The organism is Pseudomonas sp. St316, assembly GCF_018325905.1.
Classification (GTDB): domain Bacteria; phylum Pseudomonadota; class Gammaproteobacteria; order Pseudomonadales; family Pseudomonadaceae; genus Aquipseudomonas.
Window position 1 is genome coordinate 2,855,492 of record NZ_AP021901.1, and the last position, 17,215, is coordinate 2,872,706.

10 protein-coding genes are annotated in these 17,215 nt (G+C 61.8%); 7 read left to right on the forward strand and 3 right to left on the reverse strand.

The features are described 5' to 3' along the window. Window positions 1-74: 74 nt before the first annotated feature. Together KI237_RS12985 and KI237_RS12990 are read left to right on the forward strand one after the other, a co-directional pair. Window positions 75-1,127: a WD40/YVTN/BNR-like repeat-containing protein gene (locus KI237_RS12985; RefSeq protein ID WP_212800145.1), complete on the forward strand. Its 1,053-nt coding sequence runs from the start codon at window positions 75-77 to the stop codon at window positions 1,125-1,127. Window positions 1,128-1,170: 43 nt separating this feature from the next. Then, window positions 1,171-3,546 (forward strand): efflux RND transporter permease subunit, encoded by a 2,376-nt coding sequence (locus KI237_RS12990; protein ID WP_212800146.1) that lies wholly within the window; start codon window positions 1,171-1,173, stop codon window positions 3,544-3,546. 86 nt (window positions 3,547-3,632) lie between these two features. On the opposite strand, the gene KI237_RS12995 is transcribed toward KI237_RS12990, so the two are convergent. From KI237_RS12995 to KI237_RS13005, 3 genes are all read right to left on the reverse strand, one after another. After that, the gene (locus KI237_RS12995) at window positions 3,633-8,342 is read right to left on the reverse strand and encodes a dermonecrotic toxin domain-containing protein (RefSeq protein ID WP_212800147.1); all 4,710 of its coding nucleotides are present in this window, start codon (window positions 8,340-8,342) and stop codon (window positions 3,633-3,635) included. Window positions 8,343-8,448: 106 nt separating this feature from the next. Next, window positions 8,449-9,168 carry a FadR/GntR family transcriptional regulator gene (locus KI237_RS13000; protein WP_212800148.1) on the reverse strand — a complete coding sequence of 240 codons (720 nt, stop codon included), beginning with the start codon at window positions 9,166-9,168 and terminating at the stop codon, window positions 8,449-8,451. A gap of 237 nt (window positions 9,169-9,405) precedes the next feature. Further along, window positions 9,406-11,142, reverse strand: coding sequence for an IlvD/Edd family dehydratase (locus KI237_RS13005; RefSeq protein ID WP_212800149.1), 1,737 nt, complete (start codon window positions 11,140-11,142; stop codon window positions 9,406-9,408). Between the two features lie 193 nt (window positions 11,143-11,335). Here KI237_RS13005 and KI237_RS13010 point away from each other — a divergent pair, with 193 nt between their 5' ends. From KI237_RS13010 to KI237_RS13030, 5 genes are all read left to right on the forward strand, one after another. Then, window positions 11,336-12,658, forward strand: coding sequence for an MFS transporter (locus KI237_RS13010; protein ID WP_212800150.1), 1,323 nt, complete (start codon window positions 11,336-11,338; stop codon window positions 12,656-12,658). 157 nt (window positions 12,659-12,815) lie between these two features. Next, window positions 12,816-13,808 (forward strand): AraD1 family protein, encoded by a 993-nt coding sequence (gene araD1, locus KI237_RS13015; RefSeq protein WP_212800151.1) that lies wholly within the window; start codon window positions 12,816-12,818, stop codon window positions 13,806-13,808. 12 nt (window positions 13,809-13,820) lie between these two features. After that, window positions 13,821-15,401, forward strand: coding sequence for an aldehyde dehydrogenase (NADP(+)) (locus tag KI237_RS13020; RefSeq protein WP_212800152.1), 1,581 nt, complete (start codon window positions 13,821-13,823; stop codon window positions 15,399-15,401). 238 nt (window positions 15,402-15,639) lie between these two features. Then, complete coding sequence (locus KI237_RS13025; RefSeq protein WP_212800153.1) at window positions 15,640-15,936, forward strand: DUF5629 family protein; 297 nt, start codon at window positions 15,640-15,642, stop codon at window positions 15,934-15,936. After that, on the forward strand, window positions 15,923-17,098 hold the full coding sequence (locus tag KI237_RS13030; protein WP_212800154.1) for a lactonase family protein: 1,176 nt from the start codon (window positions 15,923-15,925) through the stop codon (window positions 17,096-17,098). Before KI237_RS13025 ends, KI237_RS13030 begins: the two co-directional genes overlap by 14 nt. The last annotated feature ends 117 nt before the right edge of the window (window positions 17,099-17,215 follow it).

Sequence of the window (17,215 nt, forward strand, 5' to 3'; positions counted from 1 at the left end):
ATTGCAGGTTTCAGGACTATGCTCCAGGACTGGCAACGTACCAAGCCATAACAATAATAATGGGGGAAAGGTCTATGAATGAGCCTGTCATGGCTGTGGGCCGCAGCCGGCCGCCGATGCTGCGCAGGGTCGCGTTGCTGGCTTCGGCGCTCTCGCTGCTGGGCTCTGCGGTGTTGTCGGCACCGGTAATGGCTGTTGCGGCGTCGACGTCCGATGTCATCTATTCCGTCGAATCGGCCAAGGCCAGCAAAACCCTGATGCTCGACGTGGTCCACGCCGGCCAGCGGCTGGTGGCGGTCGGTGACCGCGGGCACATTGTCTATTCGGACGATCAGGGCAAGTCCTGGACCCAGGCCAAGGTGCCGACCCGCCAACTGCTTACGGCGGTGTTTTTCGTCGATGACCAACACGGCTGGGCCGTGGGGCACGACGCGCAGATCCTCGCCAGCGATGACGGCGGCAGCACCTGGACCAAGCAATTCGAAGACCTTACCCGCGAAGCACCCCTGCTGGACGTCTGGTTCAAGGACCCCAGCAACGGTTTCGCCGTGGGTGCCTACGGCGCACTGTTGCAAACCACTGACGGTGGCAAGCACTGGGAAGACGCCAGCGACCGCCTCGATAACGAAGACCAGTTCCACCTCAATGCGATCGCCGCCGTGAAAGATGCCGGGCTGTTCATTGTCGGCGAGGCTGGCAGCATGTTCCGCTCCGCCGACTGGGGCCTGACTTGGGAAAAAGTCGAAGGCCCTTATGAAGGCTCGCTGTTCGGGGTCATCGGCACGGCTCAGCCTTCAACGCTGCTGGCCTATGGTTTGCGCGGCAACCTTTACCGTTCCACTGACTTCGGCGGCACGTGGGATCAGGTCGAGCTCAAGGCCGCGCGCGGTGCCCTGGAGTTCGGCCTGTCAGGCGCCACGCTGCTGACGGACGGTTCCATCGTGATTGTCGGCAACGGCGGCAGCGTCGTGCGCAGTACCGACGACGGCGAGACCTTCAGCGTGTTCAACCGTCCGGACCGAATTTCCGTGGCAGCCGTCACGGCGGCGGGCAACGGCAACCTGATCCTGGCGGGGCAAGGCGGCGTTCGTGCCACCACGTCCACCGGCGCCGAACTGAGCAAATGAGTCACGCCTGCAAGACGGGCATAAAAACAAGAAGGCGGACCCCATGAGCAGTCATCACCAAGACAAGGCGACGTTCCTCGAGCGCCTGATATTCAACAACCGCCCGGCAGTGATCATCATTTGCCTGCTGGTCAGCATTTTCCTGTTCTGGCAGGCCACGCTGATCCGGCCGTCCACCAGTTTCGAAAAAATGATCCCTCTGGAGCACCCCTTCATCCAGAAGATGCTCGAGCACCGCAACGACCTGGCGAACCTGGGCAACACGGTGCGTATTTCCGTGGAGGCCACCAATGGCGACATCTTCTCCAAGGAATACATGGAGACGTTGCGCCAGATCCACGACGAAGTCTTCTACATCTCCGGTGTCGACCGTTCCGGGCTCAAGTCATTGTGGAGCCCGAGTGTGCGCTGGACCGAAGTGACGGAGGAGGGCTTTGCCGGCGGCGAGGTGATTCCCCAGAGCTATAACGGTTCGGCCGACAGCCTCGACCTGCTGCGCAACAACGTGCTCAAGTCCGGCCAGGTCGGGCGCCTGGTGGCCAACGATTTCAAGTCGAGCATCATCGACATCCCGCTGCTGGAGTCCTATCCGGACCCGCAGGACCAGGGCAAATTGCTCGCCCTCGACTACCGGAAGTTTTCCCACGAGCTTGAAGACAAGATCCGCAACAAGTTCGAAGCCCAGAACCCCAATGTGCAGATCCATATCGTCGGCTTCGCCAAGAAAGTCGGTGACCTGATCGACGGCCTGGTCATGGTGGTGCTGTTCTTCGGCGTGGCCTTCGTCATCACCCTGATCCTGCTGTACTGGTTCACTAACTGCATGCGCAGTACCGTGGCGGTGTTGAGCACCACCCTGGTGGCGGTGGTCTGGCAACTGGGGCTGATGCACGCGGCCGGTTTTGGCCTGGACCCCTACTCGATGCTGGTGCCGTTCCTGATCTTCGCCATCGGTATTTCCCACGGGGTACAGAAAATCAACGGCATCGCCTTGCAGTCCAGTGAGGCGGACAACGCCCTGACGGCGGCGCGGCGCACCTTCCGGCAGTTGTTCCTGCCGGGGATGATCGCGATCCTGGCGGACGCGGTCGGCTTCATTACCCTGCTGATCATCGACATCGGCGTGATCCGTGAACTGGCCATTGGCGCCTCCATTGGCGTGGCGGTGATCGTGTTCACCAACCTGATCCTGCTGCCGGTGGCGATCTCCTACGTCGGCATCAGCAAGCGCGCGGTCGAGCGCAGCAGGAAAGACGCGACCCGCGAGCATCCGTTCTGGCGCGCGCTGTCGAACTTCGCCAGCGCCAAGGTCGCGCCGGTGTCCATCGCCTTGGCGGTGATCGCCTTTGGCGGCGGCCTCTGGTACAGCCAGAACCTGAAGATCGGCGACCTCGACCAGGGCGCGCCGGAGCTGCGTCCGGACTCGCGCTATAACCAGGACAATAACTTCATCATCAGCAATTACTCCACCAGCTCCGATGTACTGGTGGTGATGGTCAAGACCAAGGCCGAAGGCTGCTCGCGCTATGAAGCCATGGCCCCCATCGATGAGTTGATGTGGAAGATGCAGAACACCGAGGGCGTGCAGTCGGCGATTTCCCTGGTGACCGTGTCCAAGCAAATGATCAAGGGCATGAACGAGGGCAACCTGAAATGGGAGACCCTGTCGCGCAACCCTGACGTGCTGAACAACTCCATTGCCCGGGCCGATGGCCTGTACAACAACAGTTGCTCCCTGGCCCCGGTGCTGGTGTTCCTCAACGACCACAAGGCCGAGACGTTGGACCGCGCGGTGAAGGCGGTGCAGGACTTCGCCAAGGAAAACAACCGTGATGGCCTGGAGTTCATCCTCGCCGCGGGTAACGCTGGCATCGAAGCGGCCACCAATGAAGTGATCAAGGCGTCGGAACTGACCATCCTGGTCCTGGTGTACATCTGCGTGGCGACCATGTGCATGATCACCTTCCGCTCCTGGGCGGCGACGCTGTGCATCGTGCTGCCGCTGGTCCTGACCTCGGTGTTGGGCAACGCCCTGATGGCGTTCATGGGCATTGGCGTAAAGGTCGCGACCTTGCCGGTGGTGGCGCTGGGCGTGGGGATCGGCGTGGACTACGGCATCTACATCTACAGCCGCCTGGAGAGCTTCCTGCGCGCCGGGTTGCCGTTGCAGGAGGCTTACTACCAGACGCTGAAGTCCACCGGCAAAGCCGTATTGTTCACCGGCCTGTGCCTGGCCATCGGCGTGTGTACCTGGATCTTCTCGGCCATCAAGTTCCAGGCGGACATGGGGTTGATGCTGACGTTCATGTTGCTGTGGAACATGTTCGGTGCGCTTTGGCTGCTGCCGGCGCTGGCGCGGTTCCTGATCAAGCCTGAGAAGTTGGCGGGGCAGAAGGGCAATTCGTTGTTTGCCCACTGACCATTTGCTTGAAGTACACACTCTCACCTGTGGAAGGGGATTTATCCCCTCGCCACAAGGGCTACCTTGCGTTCTGCTCGCAGTGATCAAGGCGCCAACGGCAAGAACCTGCTTTGCGCCAAGGGCCTGCCGATTTGCCCCCGATGCACATCCACCACCGCGTAAGGGCTTTTCGCCTTGGCCAGCAGGGAATAGTAGTGCTCGCGCCGTTGCTCCTTGGTTTTCAGGTGCGCGACGCTGAAATCGGTTTTCGGCGTGTCGGCCGTTTCGTAGTGAAAGTGCGCATACCAGAGCGGCCAGCCGTCGCGGTCATTGACGGCGTATTCCTGGAGGAAATCCTTGCGCTCGCCTTTCAAGGCTTTGCGTTCGCCGAGTCGTGCGACTTGGATCAGGTTTTTCTCGAACAGGTAGCGAAGGTTGCTGTCGGTAGGCGGTAATTTCAGACTCAATTCGGTACGCAGCTCACTGCCCCGGGTGGTCAGGCGCGACACGGCGTTTGACAGTTGTTCGGTCAGTGTCCGATCGGCTGTTGTGCGTGGCGTTTTCGAGGCCGTGAAGGCCCTTTCCAGTTCTTCGGCGAGCTTGCGGTAGCGATTGGCCTCATTGTTCAGGATCTCTTCGACTTCCTGAGGAAAGCGGCATTGCGTTTTATAGCGCTCGGCGTTCAACAGGCTGTTTTCCAATTGTGCGAGCAGCTTGCGTGCGTCGCCCTTGATCGCTTTGACCGATCTTGTGCGGGGCGTCGGGGCCGGCCGTTGTACTTCGACGATGTCCCAGGCGTCGTCGTGTTGCGAGTAGATGGCGAGCAACTTGTCGTCGACTTCGGAGCGCAGCTCGACGACATCGATCGGCAGCGATGTGCCGGCCGGCTTCAGGTCACCGATCAACACGCCGCTCTTGCGTGTCTTGATCACTTTCTTCTGCGGGCGTCCGGAAGCTGTCTTGCTGCGTTTTGGCGGGCGCTTGCGCGGTTGCGGTTCGGGCTTGATCTCGGCGGCCAGTTTCGCGGATGCGTCCTCATACAGGCCCTCGACCAATCTGAACAGCCTACCGAAATAGGAGGTGTCCATTTCACTGGCGTTGAGTGCTTTCATGCCCTGCATGGTATCGATGGCCGCGCCATAGTGCTCGACCAGGCTTTCCAGGACCTCAAGATGTTCCGATGGGGTCAGCTCGTAAGTGCTCAGGTCGGACTGAGAGCGCGCCTGTTCCATCAATAGCTGGGTGACGTTGTGCAGGCTGGCGGGAAGATCGGAGTTGGGATCCTTGAATATCAGCGCTGCCAGGGTAGGTAATTGCAGTGCCTTGGTGGCCAATACCGTGCGTTCCCCCAATGGGCGGTCCTGGGTCAGACGCTCGAATGCTTGCGCGCCCGCGGCGTCCACGTTCAACAGTGCGTCCAGGTAACGATCCCTGAGTTCCAGCCAATGGATCGAGCGATCGTTGATGTCACTCAACGCGTCGAGGTAATCGAAGTAATCAACGACATTGCTGGCAACATTCGCTTCCAGGGTCGATCGGTTTTCCGTGAATTGGCTATAGGCGGCATCCAGCGCCGTTAAATCGAACTCAGTGATCAGGAAGGCTTTGCGGGCGTTGTTGACCACATTCTCCATCAAGGCGGGAATGATCTTGGGGGGTAACTGCATGTCGAGGGCGGCATATTCGGATACGTTGTCCAGCAGCCTCAAATAGCTGTCGGTCTGCTCCTGGAGCAGCTTGTAGAATCGCGCCCGTTTGTCCGCGCGTTGCGCCTCGGTAAAATTGCCTTCCTGGGTTTTGGTCATTACCTCTTGGGCTATGTCCAGGGCTCGTTGCTGGTCGGCTTCTTTTAGATAGTAATCCTTGAGGTACTGGCTCAATTCGGCCGCTCGTTGGGACTTGAGGCGACGCATGTCGGCCAGGCGTTTGGGCGGCATCCCCCCACGCAACCGCAGGCGCAAATCCATGGACCAGTTGCCCCGATTGTCCGATTGCAACACCGGGCCATTGCGTGTCGCGTCTCGCGGGGCGAGCGGGTCGACCATCGTCGCACTGCCGTCCGACTCCGGGCTGACGCGATACAACGTGTCTTCAACCAGGGCATGCCATTTATTTTGGATGACGTACAAACCTGTGTACGGGCCATATTTGATCGGTTCAGGCATGGATGCGGGGCGCGGCACCTGCAAGCGTTGCAGTCGGGTGCGTTGCTCCGGTGTCAGGCGCTGGCGGGCGCTGGCGAAACTGAGGTCCAGGTGCCTGCTGACGCCCTCGAAGTATGCGCCCGGCAAGGCCACGGACCCTTCCAAAATGCTTGGTGCGGCCGGTGCGGGCCACTGCTCAGGGATGAGGCGTGGCGCAGGGGCGCGCATGGCTTGTTGCTTGAGGGCTTCGGGCAACGGCGTACGAGCTGGCGCGCTGATGGCGGGAAACTGGTGCACCAGCATGCCGAGGTTGAGCAGCAGGTCGACGGCGGCGAGCTCTCGGGTCACCGAGTCTTCGCTGCTCAGGGCCGGGATATCCTGGCTGGCGCTGGCCATCAGGTTCCACAACCAGAAAGTGGCCATGGCCGGGCCGCGCAGCAAGGGCATCAGCAGCGTATTGAACAACAGGCTGCTGCCTTCCAGCAGCACGGCCCAGCGGCTTTCGCTGTTGGAGACCGAGTCGCGATCGGCCTGGCTGACCAGGGCTCGCGCATTGCTGCCATAGAGGTACTGCATCAGCTCACCGTTGCGCAGGAACTGCCGCAACTCATCGTTGACGCCGTCTATGGCGAGCGTCGCCGGGGCGGGTTTTTCCGGGGGAGTGAATTCGTCGCCTTGGAAAAAACGTACGATGTGCGGCTCCAGGAAACCGCCATTGGCATAGATCGGGCGCGCGGCGCCGGACATCCAGATCAGGATGCTTTTTTGCAGATCCCCAGGTGCGGCGATAGCCTGCAACAGGGCCTGGCGTGTTGGGAATTCTTGCAGCGAAGGCGCATAAAGCGGGCGGTACAGCAAGTGCGGGCCAGTTTTGACATCCTCTGGCTCGATGATGAACATGTTTGTCACCGTATCTGGATGGGCCTCGGGTCTGCGCAGGAAGGCCAGGTGGCGGATGACTACCGACTGGCCGCTGATCTGTTGACTATTCGCGTCGGGGTTGAGGAGCGCTTCAATCAGGCCCAGGCCCTGGCGGGTTATGCCGTTTTCGTTGTTGAGCATTTGCTTGAGGGCTTCAAGCGGCAGCTGTGCCGGGATCTGTTCGGCAAACATCTGCTGGCGTTCCTGCGCTTGAGGCAAATCATCCAGCAGGCGTTGTTGCAGGTAGCGAGGGTAGGTGGTGCCGATGTCCACCTGTTCGATCAGCCCGCCCTTGCGGGTGATGAAATCCGGCGTCAGCCACGCCGGAAGCGCCAGCCCCTGGCGATGGCTGAGCACCGGGCCGGCGCCGGGTCGGGCGACGAGATTGTTGATGGCCAGTTCGGTCAGGTTCATCGTTCTTTTCTCGAAGAGCCCGACGGTCCCGGGGTAGCCCGCCGCCACGCCGAAGGTCAGTTCCACATCGTCGGGCTGGTATTGGTTGGCTCGGGCCTTGGCCGTGCTGCTGTCGTTGGCTCGTTGCATTGCTTTGAGCAAGGCATCGGTGGCAAAGGCCTTGATGTCCTGGATGTCGCTGAGAAAGGTGCGACCCTGATTGCGTTTCTTGGCGCTGGCCAGCGCCAGGCTGTACTGCTGGATCTTCGTCCTGTCGACCACGCTGGCCCGTTTCAGCCAATCGGGAATCAGCGGGGCGATCCATGCCGACGTGGCCGGCATCGAGCGCGAGGCGTCGAGCAGGTAGCGGGCGGGGTCGCTCAGCTCCTCATAGAGTGCCTTGAGGCTTGGCAGCCCGATGCGCGAGGGCAATTGCACCGCCTCCAGGTCGCTCAACTGCTGCTCCAGGATCATGGCCGCCTGGGTCTCGAAGGCATTGCCATCGATCTCATGACGCTGGCAGGTCACACTGTCGACGACGTACCGGCGGGCGATACGGGTGCCCCAGTGCCGAGTGAAGGTCTCCAGGGACTCGAAGGCCTGGACAGCACCGGCAGGACTGCACAGCAGCACGACCGTGGCGTTTTTCTTGCGGTGGATCAGCAGGATCTCGCTGCCGGTCAACACGCTGCTGGTGTCGTCCTGAGTGAGCCGGGTCTGCAAGCTGTAGGCGTAGACGCCGGACGGGCCATGGCGCCGAAAGCGTTGCTCACGGTCTGGCCACTGGACCATCTGGTCGAGGGCTTCCCGGGCCTGTCCAGAGAGGTCTTGCTGCAGGCTGCGGATATGCAACAGGTTCCTGAGTACATCGCTGAGCCATCGCCAACGGCTGGTGCCAGGCTGCCGGTCGGTTTGCGGACCAGCGTCGAGGTTGGCGTTCCAATAACGGGTCAGCGCATCCTCCAGCCCGATCGGTACGCTCCAGGGCAGTTCCAGCAACAGTTTTTCGATGACCTTCATGTCCAGCTTTCCGTCGTCTGGCGACAGCAGGCGCGGTGGCGTGTCGGACAGAAAACTGCGCCGCCCGTTGCGATCCTTGAATTGCACGGGGATGCCGAGGGCCAGGTAGTCGAGGACCCGCGACATGAACGGTTCGAGTCGGTAGCCGCTGGACGCCTCATCGGGCGTCGCCAGTCGGGTTTTGGAGAGATCGAAAGTGAGCGCGGGGTATTTTGTCTTGATCGCTTGCTCAAGCATGCGTGATACGAACTGCTCGAAGGTCGGGCGATCGGCAAATTGCAGGCTGACGCTTTGTGCCAGCGCAGAAGGGCTGTCAGCCGGAGAGGGTGAGGTCATGGGAAATCCTTTTCATGGGGCGTTGAAAATGACGCCCTGAAAAGTATCGACCTCTGGTTTGCGCGCGGGTGGTACATAGATACCACCGCGGCGAATGACGTTTGTGTCAGGTGGGATCGGAGCCCAACACCACATTCAACGCGCTGCGGGCATCGTCGAGCTGCACCAGCGTGGCATGGCGAGCCCCGAGGGCGTCGCGGTTCTCGATGGCGGTGAGGATCGCTTTGTGTCGCGGCATCGCCAGCTCATGCAGGTTCGGCCGCTGGTTGGAATGCTTGAGCGCTTCGGCGATGGCGACCGAGAGCATGTTGCACAGGTTGGCCAACAGGTCGTTGTGGGTGGCATCGGCGATGCGGCTGTGGAAGTCCAGGTCCGGTTGCAGCAGGGCTTCGGGGGTCGGGGCCGCGTCCATGCGCTGGTAGGCCTCGCGGATGGACGCGATGTCGTCGTCGGTGGCGAACTGCGCGGCCAGGGCAGCCGCGGCGGGTTCGATGATGCTGCGCACGCTGGTCAACAAGCCGAAGAATTCGTTCTGCGGGCTGCTCTGCATCAGCCAGTGCAGCACGTCAGGGTCGAGCATGTGCCATTCCCGACGGGCCTTGACCACCGTGCCCACGCGCGGACGCGAATACACCAGGCCCTTGGCGACCAGCACCCGCGTGGCTTCGCGCAGCACCGGACGACTGACCGCGTACTCTTCGCACAACAGGGCTTCGGCAGGCAGTTTGTCGTCCGGCTTGAAACGCCCGGAGACGATCTGCATGCCCAGTTCCTGGACGATGCGCGCGTGCATGCTTTTGCGGTCGGAGGGTTTGCGGTAATCCATGGGACGCGGCGCGATCCTGTACGAGGGGAGTGCTGCGCATGATAGCAGGCGCGGCGAGGGCGGGTCGCTAGTGCGATTTTTTATACAGATACAGCCCCAGTGTGTGGGAGCTTTTTGTGGGAGCTGAGCTTGCTCGCGATGAGGCCCTTGCAGTCAATATCTCTATTGCCTGTTACACCGCTATCGCGAGCAAGCTCAGCTCCCACAAAAGCTTGGTCCCACAGGGGATAGGTGGGATCAGTGGGAGTGACGCGGCACCTCGGCGCCACGGCAGCCCACCAGGAAGTCGAAGTCACAACCCTGGTCCGCTTGCAGCACATGGTCGATGTACAACTGACGGTAGCCGCCCACGAGCAATTGTTGCGGTGGCGCGAGGTCGGCCAGGCGCGCGGCGAGTTCGGCGTCGGGAATGTCCAGGTGCAGGCGGCCGTTGGCGCAGTCGAGCTCGATGAAATCGCCTTCCTTCACTGCCGCCAGCGGGCCACCGGCCGCCGCTTCCGGCGCCACATGCAACACCACCGTGCCGTAGGCCGTACCGCTCATGCGCGCATCGGAAATCCGCACCATGTCCGTCACGCCCTGGGCCAGCAGCTTGGCTGGCAAGCCCATGTTGCCCACTTCGGCCATGCCCGGATAACCCTTCGGTCCGCAGTTCTTCATCACCAGGATCGAGTTGGCGTCCACGTCCAGTTCCGGGTCGTTGATCCGGGCCTTGTACTCGTCGAAGTTCTCGAACACCACCGCGCGCCCGCGATGCTGCATCAGTTCGGCGGTGGCGGCGGAGGGCTTGAGCACCGCGCCCAGTGGGGCCAGGTTGCCGCGCAGCACGCAGATACCGCCGTCGGCGCGGATCGGATTGTCCAGGGTGCGGATGACTTCATCCTGGCCGTAGATCGGTGCGTCCTGGGTGTTTTCGCCGAGGCTCTTGCCGTTGACGGTAAGGGCATTGGGGTGGGGAATCAGGTTGGCTTCACCGAGCCGACGCAGCACGGCGGGCAGGCCGCCGGCGTAGTAGAACTCTTCCATCAAGAAGCGCCCGGACGGCTGCAGGTCGACGATGGTCGGCATGCCGCGACCGATGCGGGTCCAGTCGTCCAGGTCCAGTTGCACGCCGATGCGGCCGGCAATGGCCTTGAGGTGGATCACCGCGTTGGTCGAACCGCCGATAGCCGCATTGACGCGGATGGCGTTTTCGAAGGCTTCCTTGGTCAGGATCTTCGACAGTTTCAGGTCTTCACGGACCATTTCCACGGCGCGCATGCCGGACATATGGGCCAGTACATACCGTCGTGCATCCACGGCCGGAATCGCCGCGTTGTGGGGCAGGGACGTACCGAGGGCTTCGGCCATGCAGGCCATGGTCGATGCAGTGCCCATGGTGTTGCACGTACCGGCCGAACGGGACATGCCGCCTTCGGCCGCAAGGAAATCGTCGATGGTGATGGTGCCGGCCTTGACCTGTTCGCTCAGTTGCCAGACCACCGTGCCCGAGCCGATGTCCTGGCCTTTGTGCTTGCCGTTGAGCATCGGCCCGCCGGTAACGACGATGGCCGGTACGTCACAACTGGCGGCGCCCATCAGCAGGGCGGGGGTGGTCTTGTCGCAGCCGGTGAGCAGCACCACGCCGTCAATCGGGTTGCCGCGAATCGCCTCTTCCACGTCCATGCTCGCCAAGTTGCGGGTCAGCATGGCGGTGGGGCGCAGGTTCGATTCGCCGTTGGAGAACACCGGGAATTCCACCGGGAAGCCCCCGGCTTCGATCACGCCGCGTTTGACGTGCTCGGCGATCTGTCGGAAATGCGCGTTGCAGGGCGTCAGCTCCGACCAGGTGTTGCAGATGCCGATGATCGGCTTGCCATGGAACTGATGGTCGGCGATGCCCTGATTTTTCATCCAACTGCGGTACATGAAGCCGTTTTTGTCGGCGGTGCCAAACCATTGGGCCGAGCGCAGGGAGGGTTTCTTATCAGACATGATCGAATCTCTTATTGTATGACTATATTGTTCGAGCTTGAGCGTAACATAAGCGCAAATTGTGCGCTTTGGAAGTGTTGTTGGGTAAATAGTATTACTATATAGTCCGGTGCAACGGAGGGATCATCCTGGCGGTCGTTCGCGAGAGAAATCCCCCGAGTTCTATAACAACAACAATTGGAGAACGGTCCCCATGAGCCAGGAACTGCGGCTTATTCGTCGCATCACGTTGAAACTGATTCCCTTCCTGATCCTGCTGTACCTGATCGCCTACGTGGACCGCTCCGCCGTAGGTTTCGCCAAGCTGCACATGGGCGCCGACCTCGGCATCGGTGACGCGGCCTACGGCCTGGGTGCCGGGCTGTTTTTCATCGGTTATTTCCTGCTGGAGATCCCCAGCAACCTGATGCTCGAACGCTTCGGCGCCCGGCGCTGGTTCGCGCGGATCATGATCACCTGGGGCGCCATCACCATCGGCATGGCGTTCGTGCAGGGGCCCCACAGCTTCTATGTGATGCGCTTTTTGCTGGGCGCGGCCGAAGCCGGGTTCTTCCCGGGCGTGCTGTACTACATCACCCAGTGGTTCCCGGTGCGCCATCGCGGCAAGATCCTGGGCCTGTTCATTCTTTCCCAGCCCATCGCGATGATGATCACCGGCCCGGTGTCCGGCGGCTTGCTGGGCATGGACGGTGTGCTTGGCCTGCACGGCTGGCAGTGGTTGTTCATCGTCATCGGCTTTCCGGCGGTGTTGCTGACCTGGCCGGTGCTGCGTTACTTGCCCGACGGCCCGCAACAAGTTAAGTGGATGGACCAGGCCGAGAAGGACTGGCTGACCGGTGAGCTGAAGAAAGACTTGCAGGAATACGGCCAGACCCGCCATGGCAACCCGCTGCATGCCCTGAAAGACAAGCGTGTCTTGCTGTTGGCGCTGTTCTACCTACCGGTGACCTTGAGCATCTACGGCCTGGGCTTGTGGCTGCCAACGCTGATCAAGCAGTTCGGTGGCAGTGACTTGGTGACCGGCTTCGTGTCGTCGGTGCCGTACATTTTCGGCATCATCGGTCTGCTGATCATTCCCCGCAGTTCCGACCGCTTGAACGACCGCTACGGTCACCTGGCGGTGTTGTACGTGCTGGGCGCCATCGGCCTGTTCCTCAGCGCCTGGTTGTCGGTGCCGGTGTTGCAATTGGCGGCGCTGTGCCTGGTGGCGTTCGCGCTGTTTTCCTGCACGGCGGTGTTCTGGACCTTGCCGGGACGTTTCTTTGCCGGCGCCAGTGCGGCGGCGGGCATTGCGTTGATCAACTCGGTGGGCAACCTGGGTGGCTACATCGGGCCGTTCGTGATCGGAGCGCTGAAGGAGTACACCGGCAACCTGGCTTCGGGCTTGTATTTCCTGTCGTGTGTGATGGTGTTCGGCCTGGTGTTGACCGGCGTGGTCTATCGCCTGCTGGAGCGCAAGCACGTGCTGCCGGCGGATCAGTTCGCGGCCAGTGCCCGGGGGGCGACGCGTACATAAATCCTAGGGGCAACCCAAATCAACTGTGGGAGCGAGCTTGCTCGCGATAGCGGTCTGACCGTCAACATCATGGGTGAGTGTGGCGCCTTCATCGCGAGCAAGCTCGCTCCCACAAAGGGTTAGTGTCGTATTCAAGTTTTGTTTTCAGGAGAAAACCATGCGTTTAGTTCAGTTCGAATTGAGTAACGGCGAACGCCGAGTCGGCTTGGTAGACGGCGACCGGGTGCGGGAAGTGCAGGGTGCGGGGACCGTGCGTGAGCTGGCACTGGCCGCCATCGAGGCGGGGGTCAAGCTTGAGCAGCAGGTCGACGGCCTCGGCCTGGGCGCCAGCCATGATTATGGGCAGTTACTCGATGAGCTGCGCATCCTGCCACCACTGGACCACCCGGACCCGGCGCACCTGTTGGTCAGCGGCACCGGTTTGACCCACCTGGGCAGCGCCTCGGCCCGGGACAAGATGCACCAGCAGGCTGGCGACGAAGCGGCCATGACCGACACCATGCGCATCTTCAAGTGGGGCGTGGAGGGCGGTAAGCCCCAGGCCGGGCAGGCCGGCGTGCAGCCGGAATGGTTCTACAAGGGCGACGGCAGCATCGTGGTCCGTCCGGGCCATCCGTTCCCGCTGCCGCCGTTTGCCGAGGACGCGGGCGAGGAGCCGGAAATCAGCGGCCTGTATGTCATCGGTTTCGACGGCAAGCCGTATCGCCTGGGCTTTGCCGTGGGCAACGAGTTCTCCGATCACGTAATGGAACGCAAGAATTACCTGTACCTGGCCCATTCGAAATTGCGCAGTTGCAGTTTTGGTCCGGAACTTCGCGTGGGTGAACTGCCTCAACATCTGTCCGGGACCAGTCGAATCCTGCGCAACGGCGAAGTGCTGTGGCAGAACGAATTCCTCAGTGGCGAGGCGAACATGTGCCACAGCCTCGAAAACCTCGAGTTCCACCATTTCAAGTACAGTCAGTTCCTGCGCCCGGGGGATGTCCACGTTCACTTCTTCGGCACCGCGACCCTGTCGTTCGCCGATGGCATCCGCACGCAGCCGGGGGATGTGTTCGAAATCAGCCAGGCTGAATTCGGCGCGCCGCTGGTCAACGGCATCGCCCCGGTGGACGCGGTGTTCAACCCGGGTACTATCGGCACACTTTAAAGGAGACTTGCGATGAACCAGATCCTTGGCCACAACTACATCGGCGGGGCGCGCAGCGCGGCCGGCCAGACTCGCCTGCAGAGCGTCGACGCCAGCACCGGCGAGGCCTTGCCCCATGATTTCATCCAGGCCACAGCCGAAGAAGTCGACGCCGCGGCCAAGGCCGCGGCCGCCGCTTATCCGGCCTATCGCAGCCTGAGCGCCGCACGCCGCGCTGAGTTCCTCGACGCCATCGCCGATGAGCTGGACGCCTTGGGCGACGAGTTCGTGGCCGTGGTCTGCCGTGAAACCGCGTTGCCTGCCGGCCGAATCCAGGGTGAGCGCGGTCGCACCAGCGGCCAGATGCGCCTGTTCGCCAAGGTCTTGCGCCGGGGTGACTTCTACGGTGCCCGCATCGACCGCGCGTTGCCGGAGCGCACGCCGTTGCCGCGTCCGGACCTGCGCCAATACCGCATCGGCCTGGGCCCGGTGGCGGTGTTCGGTGCCAGTAACTTCCCCCTGGCGTTCTCCACTGCCGGTGGCGACACGGCGTCGGCCCTGGCGGCCGGTTGCCCGGTGGTGTTCAAGGCCCACAGCGGCCACATGGCGACGGCTGAACATGTGGCCGATGCGATCATCCGCGCGGCTGAAAAAACCGCGATGCCGGCGGGTGTGTTCAACATGATCTACGGCGGTGGCGTTGGCGAATGGCTGGTCAAGCATCCGGCGATCCAGGCCGTGGGTTTCACCGGTTCCCTCAAGGGCGGGCGTGCCCTGTGCGACATGGCGGCCGCACGGCCCCAGCCGATCCCGGTGTTTGCCGAAATGTCGAGCATCAACCCGGTAATCGTGTTGCCCCAAGCCCTGGAAACCCGTGCCGAGAGCGTCGCGCGCGACCTGACCGCCTCGGTGGTGCAGGGCTGCGGTCAGTTCTGTACCAACCCTGGCCTGGTGATCGGTATTCGTTCGCCGCAGTTCACCGCCTTCACCCAGCAGGTGGCGGCGTTGATCGCCGACCAGGCGCCCCAGACCATGCTCAACGCCGGCACGCTGCAAAGCTACGGCAAGGGCCTGCAGAAGTTGCTGGCTCACCCGGGCATCGAGCATCTGGCGGGGCGCGAGCAGCAGGGCAACCAGGCCCAGCCACAGTTGTTCAAGGCTGACGCCAGCCTGCTGATCAACGGTGATGAGGCGCTGCAGGAAGAAGTGTTTGGCCCGACCACGGTGTTTGTCGAAGTCGCTGACCAGGCGCAACTGAGCGCCGCGCTGAACGGCCTGCACGGTCAACTGACGGCAACCATGATCGGCGAGTCGGAAGATTTCGAACGGTTCAGCGAACTGACGCCGTTGCTGGAGCAGAAGGTTGGCCGCATCTTGCTCAACGGTTATCCGACCGGGGTGGAGGTGTGTGATTCGATGGTGCACGGCGGGCCTTACCCGGCGACGTCCGATGCCCGTGGAACGTCGGTGGGCACCCTGGCGATCGATCGTTTCCTGCGCCCGGTTTGCTTCCAGAACTATCCTGACAGCCTGTTGCCCGAGCCGTTGAAGAATGCCAACCCGCTGGGAATCCTGCGGTTGGTGGATGGGGTGCCGGGGCGCGAGGCGCTCTGAGGATTGCGGTGAGGCCGTTACATTCAAGGTGACTGTGCCGGCCTCATCGCAAGCTTGCTCGCTCCCACAGTTGGATTTTCAGCGAACACAAGTTTTGTATTCACAAGAGATCCACTGTGGGAGCGAGCTTGCTCGCGATGGCGATCTTCCAGTCGAAAGCGCTTTCGAACCTTATGGCCCAAGGCCCACGCTCGCATTGGGTTATCATGGCAACTTTCCCAACGACCGACTGATCATCATGACTGCCGTAACCGACACCCTGCTGCACGCCCTCGAATCTTGCGACATGCTGATTATCGACGGGCTGCATGCATTCGATTTTTCCCTCGACGAGCAGGACCAGTTGCACGTCGAGTGCATGAACGGCCGTACCCTCGAGCACTGGCGTTTCACACCGGCGCAAATGCAGGCCGCGACGTTCGATAAGGCCTCCAGGCACTGGATCATCACCAGCGATTCGGGTGACCACCATTTGGAGTGCGTGGAAGCCACCAGCGGCCACGACGATGAGGACAACGACGATGAAAATGCGTAGGTTCTGGCCGCTGTTAGTGGCTGGCGGTTTGGGCGCCATGGGCGTTCAGGCCGATACCAACGAGCGTCATCAACTGTTGGTGGGTTCCTATACCGCCGGCCAGAGCCAGGGCATCTACCGGCTGCAATTCGACAGTCGCACCGGCCAGCTCGACGCCAACCCGTTGCAAGTGATCAAGACAGACAACCCGTCGTGGCTGACCCTTTCCAAGGACATGACCCGACTGTTCGTGGTCAACGAAAACGGGCCGGGCCAGAAAGACCCGGTGGGCAAGGTCAGTAGCTACGCTATTGACCCCAAGACCCATGAACTGAGCCTGATCAACCAGGTGCAGTCCCTTGGCAACGAGCCGACCCATTCCAGCCTCAGCGGTGATGGCCGGCATCTGCTGGTCAGCAACTATTCGGTGGTGGAAGACCCGGGTGGCACCCTGGCGGTCTTGCCAGTGGGCGCCGATGGCAAGCTGGCGCCGGTGGTGCAGTTGAGCAGTCATCAGCCGAGTAAGGTCAACCCCGAGCGGCAGATGTCGGCCCATGTGCACGCCGCAGTGTCCTCGCCCGATGGCAAGTACGTGTTCGCCAACGACCTGGGGGCGGACAAGGTGTTCATCTACCGCTACGACCCCAAGGCCAATCCAGAGCTGCCATTGACCGCTGCCGATCCAGCCTTCGTGCAGTTGCCACCCGGCAGCGGCCCGCGTCACCTGCTGTTCAGCGCTGACGGCAAGCACGCCTGGCTGACCATGGAAATGAGCGCGCAAGTGGCGGTGTTCGATTATCAGGACGGTCGCTTGACCCAGCGTCAAGTGGTCGACCTGGCCGCCGGCAAGCCGCAACCGGGCAGGGCGGCGGCTGCGCTGCATGCTTCCAGGGATGGCAAGTTCCTCTACGTCAGCAACCGTGGCACCACCAACGAAGTGTTGGTGTTCGCCATCGACCCGGCCGCCGGCACGCTCAAAGAGCTGCAGCGCCGCTCGGTGGAAGGCGATCATCCGCGGGAATTCAGCCTCGACCCGAGCGGGAAATTCCTGCTGGTTGCCAACCAGAAGAGCAACCAGATCGTGGTGATCGAGCGCGATCTTGAGACCGGCCTGCTGGGTAAAACCGTGCAGAAAATGCCAATGGATGCGCCGAGCGACTTGAAGTTCATGGTCCGTCAATAGACCGCAGGCCCCGTTTTTCGGGGCCTGCGCCGTTGTATCAACGAGACTGATATTCGCAAGTGATGCAAAGCATTTCAACGCAGGACGCCTCGGCGCGTAAGTTTGCTTCACGGCCCA

Bases quoted from the DNA above. Each gene is read 5' to 3' on its own strand.
- araD1 (WP_212800151.1), top strand. From the start codon at position 12,816: ATGCGTTTAGTTCAGTTCGAATTGAGTAACGGCGAACGCCGAGTCGGC.
- KI237_RS13020 (WP_212800152.1), top strand. From the start codon at position 13,821: ATGAACCAGATCCTTGGCCACAACTACATCGGCGGGGCGCGCAGCGCG.
- KI237_RS12985 (WP_212800145.1), top strand. From the start codon at position 75: ATGAATGAGCCTGTCATGGCTGTGGGCCGCAGCCGGCCGCCGATGCTG.
- KI237_RS13005 (WP_212800149.1), bottom strand. From the start codon at position 11,142: ATGTCTGATAAGAAACCCTCCCTGCGCTCGGCCCAATGGTTTGGCACC.
- KI237_RS12990 (WP_212800146.1), top strand. From the start codon at position 1,171: ATGAGCAGTCATCACCAAGACAAGGCGACGTTCCTCGAGCGCCTGATA.
- KI237_RS13025 (WP_212800153.1), top strand. From the start codon at position 15,640: ATGACTGCCGTAACCGACACCCTGCTGCACGCCCTCGAATCTTGCGAC.
- KI237_RS13030 (WP_212800154.1), top strand. From the start codon at position 15,923: ATGAAAATGCGTAGGTTCTGGCCGCTGTTAGTGGCTGGCGGTTTGGGC.
- KI237_RS13010 (WP_212800150.1), top strand. From the start codon at position 11,336: ATGAGCCAGGAACTGCGGCTTATTCGTCGCATCACGTTGAAACTGATT.
- KI237_RS12995 (WP_212800147.1), bottom strand. From the start codon at position 8,342: ATGACCTCACCCTCTCCGGCTGACAGCCCTTCTGCGCTGGCACAAAGC.
- KI237_RS13000 (WP_212800148.1), bottom strand. From the start codon at position 9,168: ATGGATTACCGCAAACCCTCCGACCGCAAAAGCATGCACGCGCGCATC.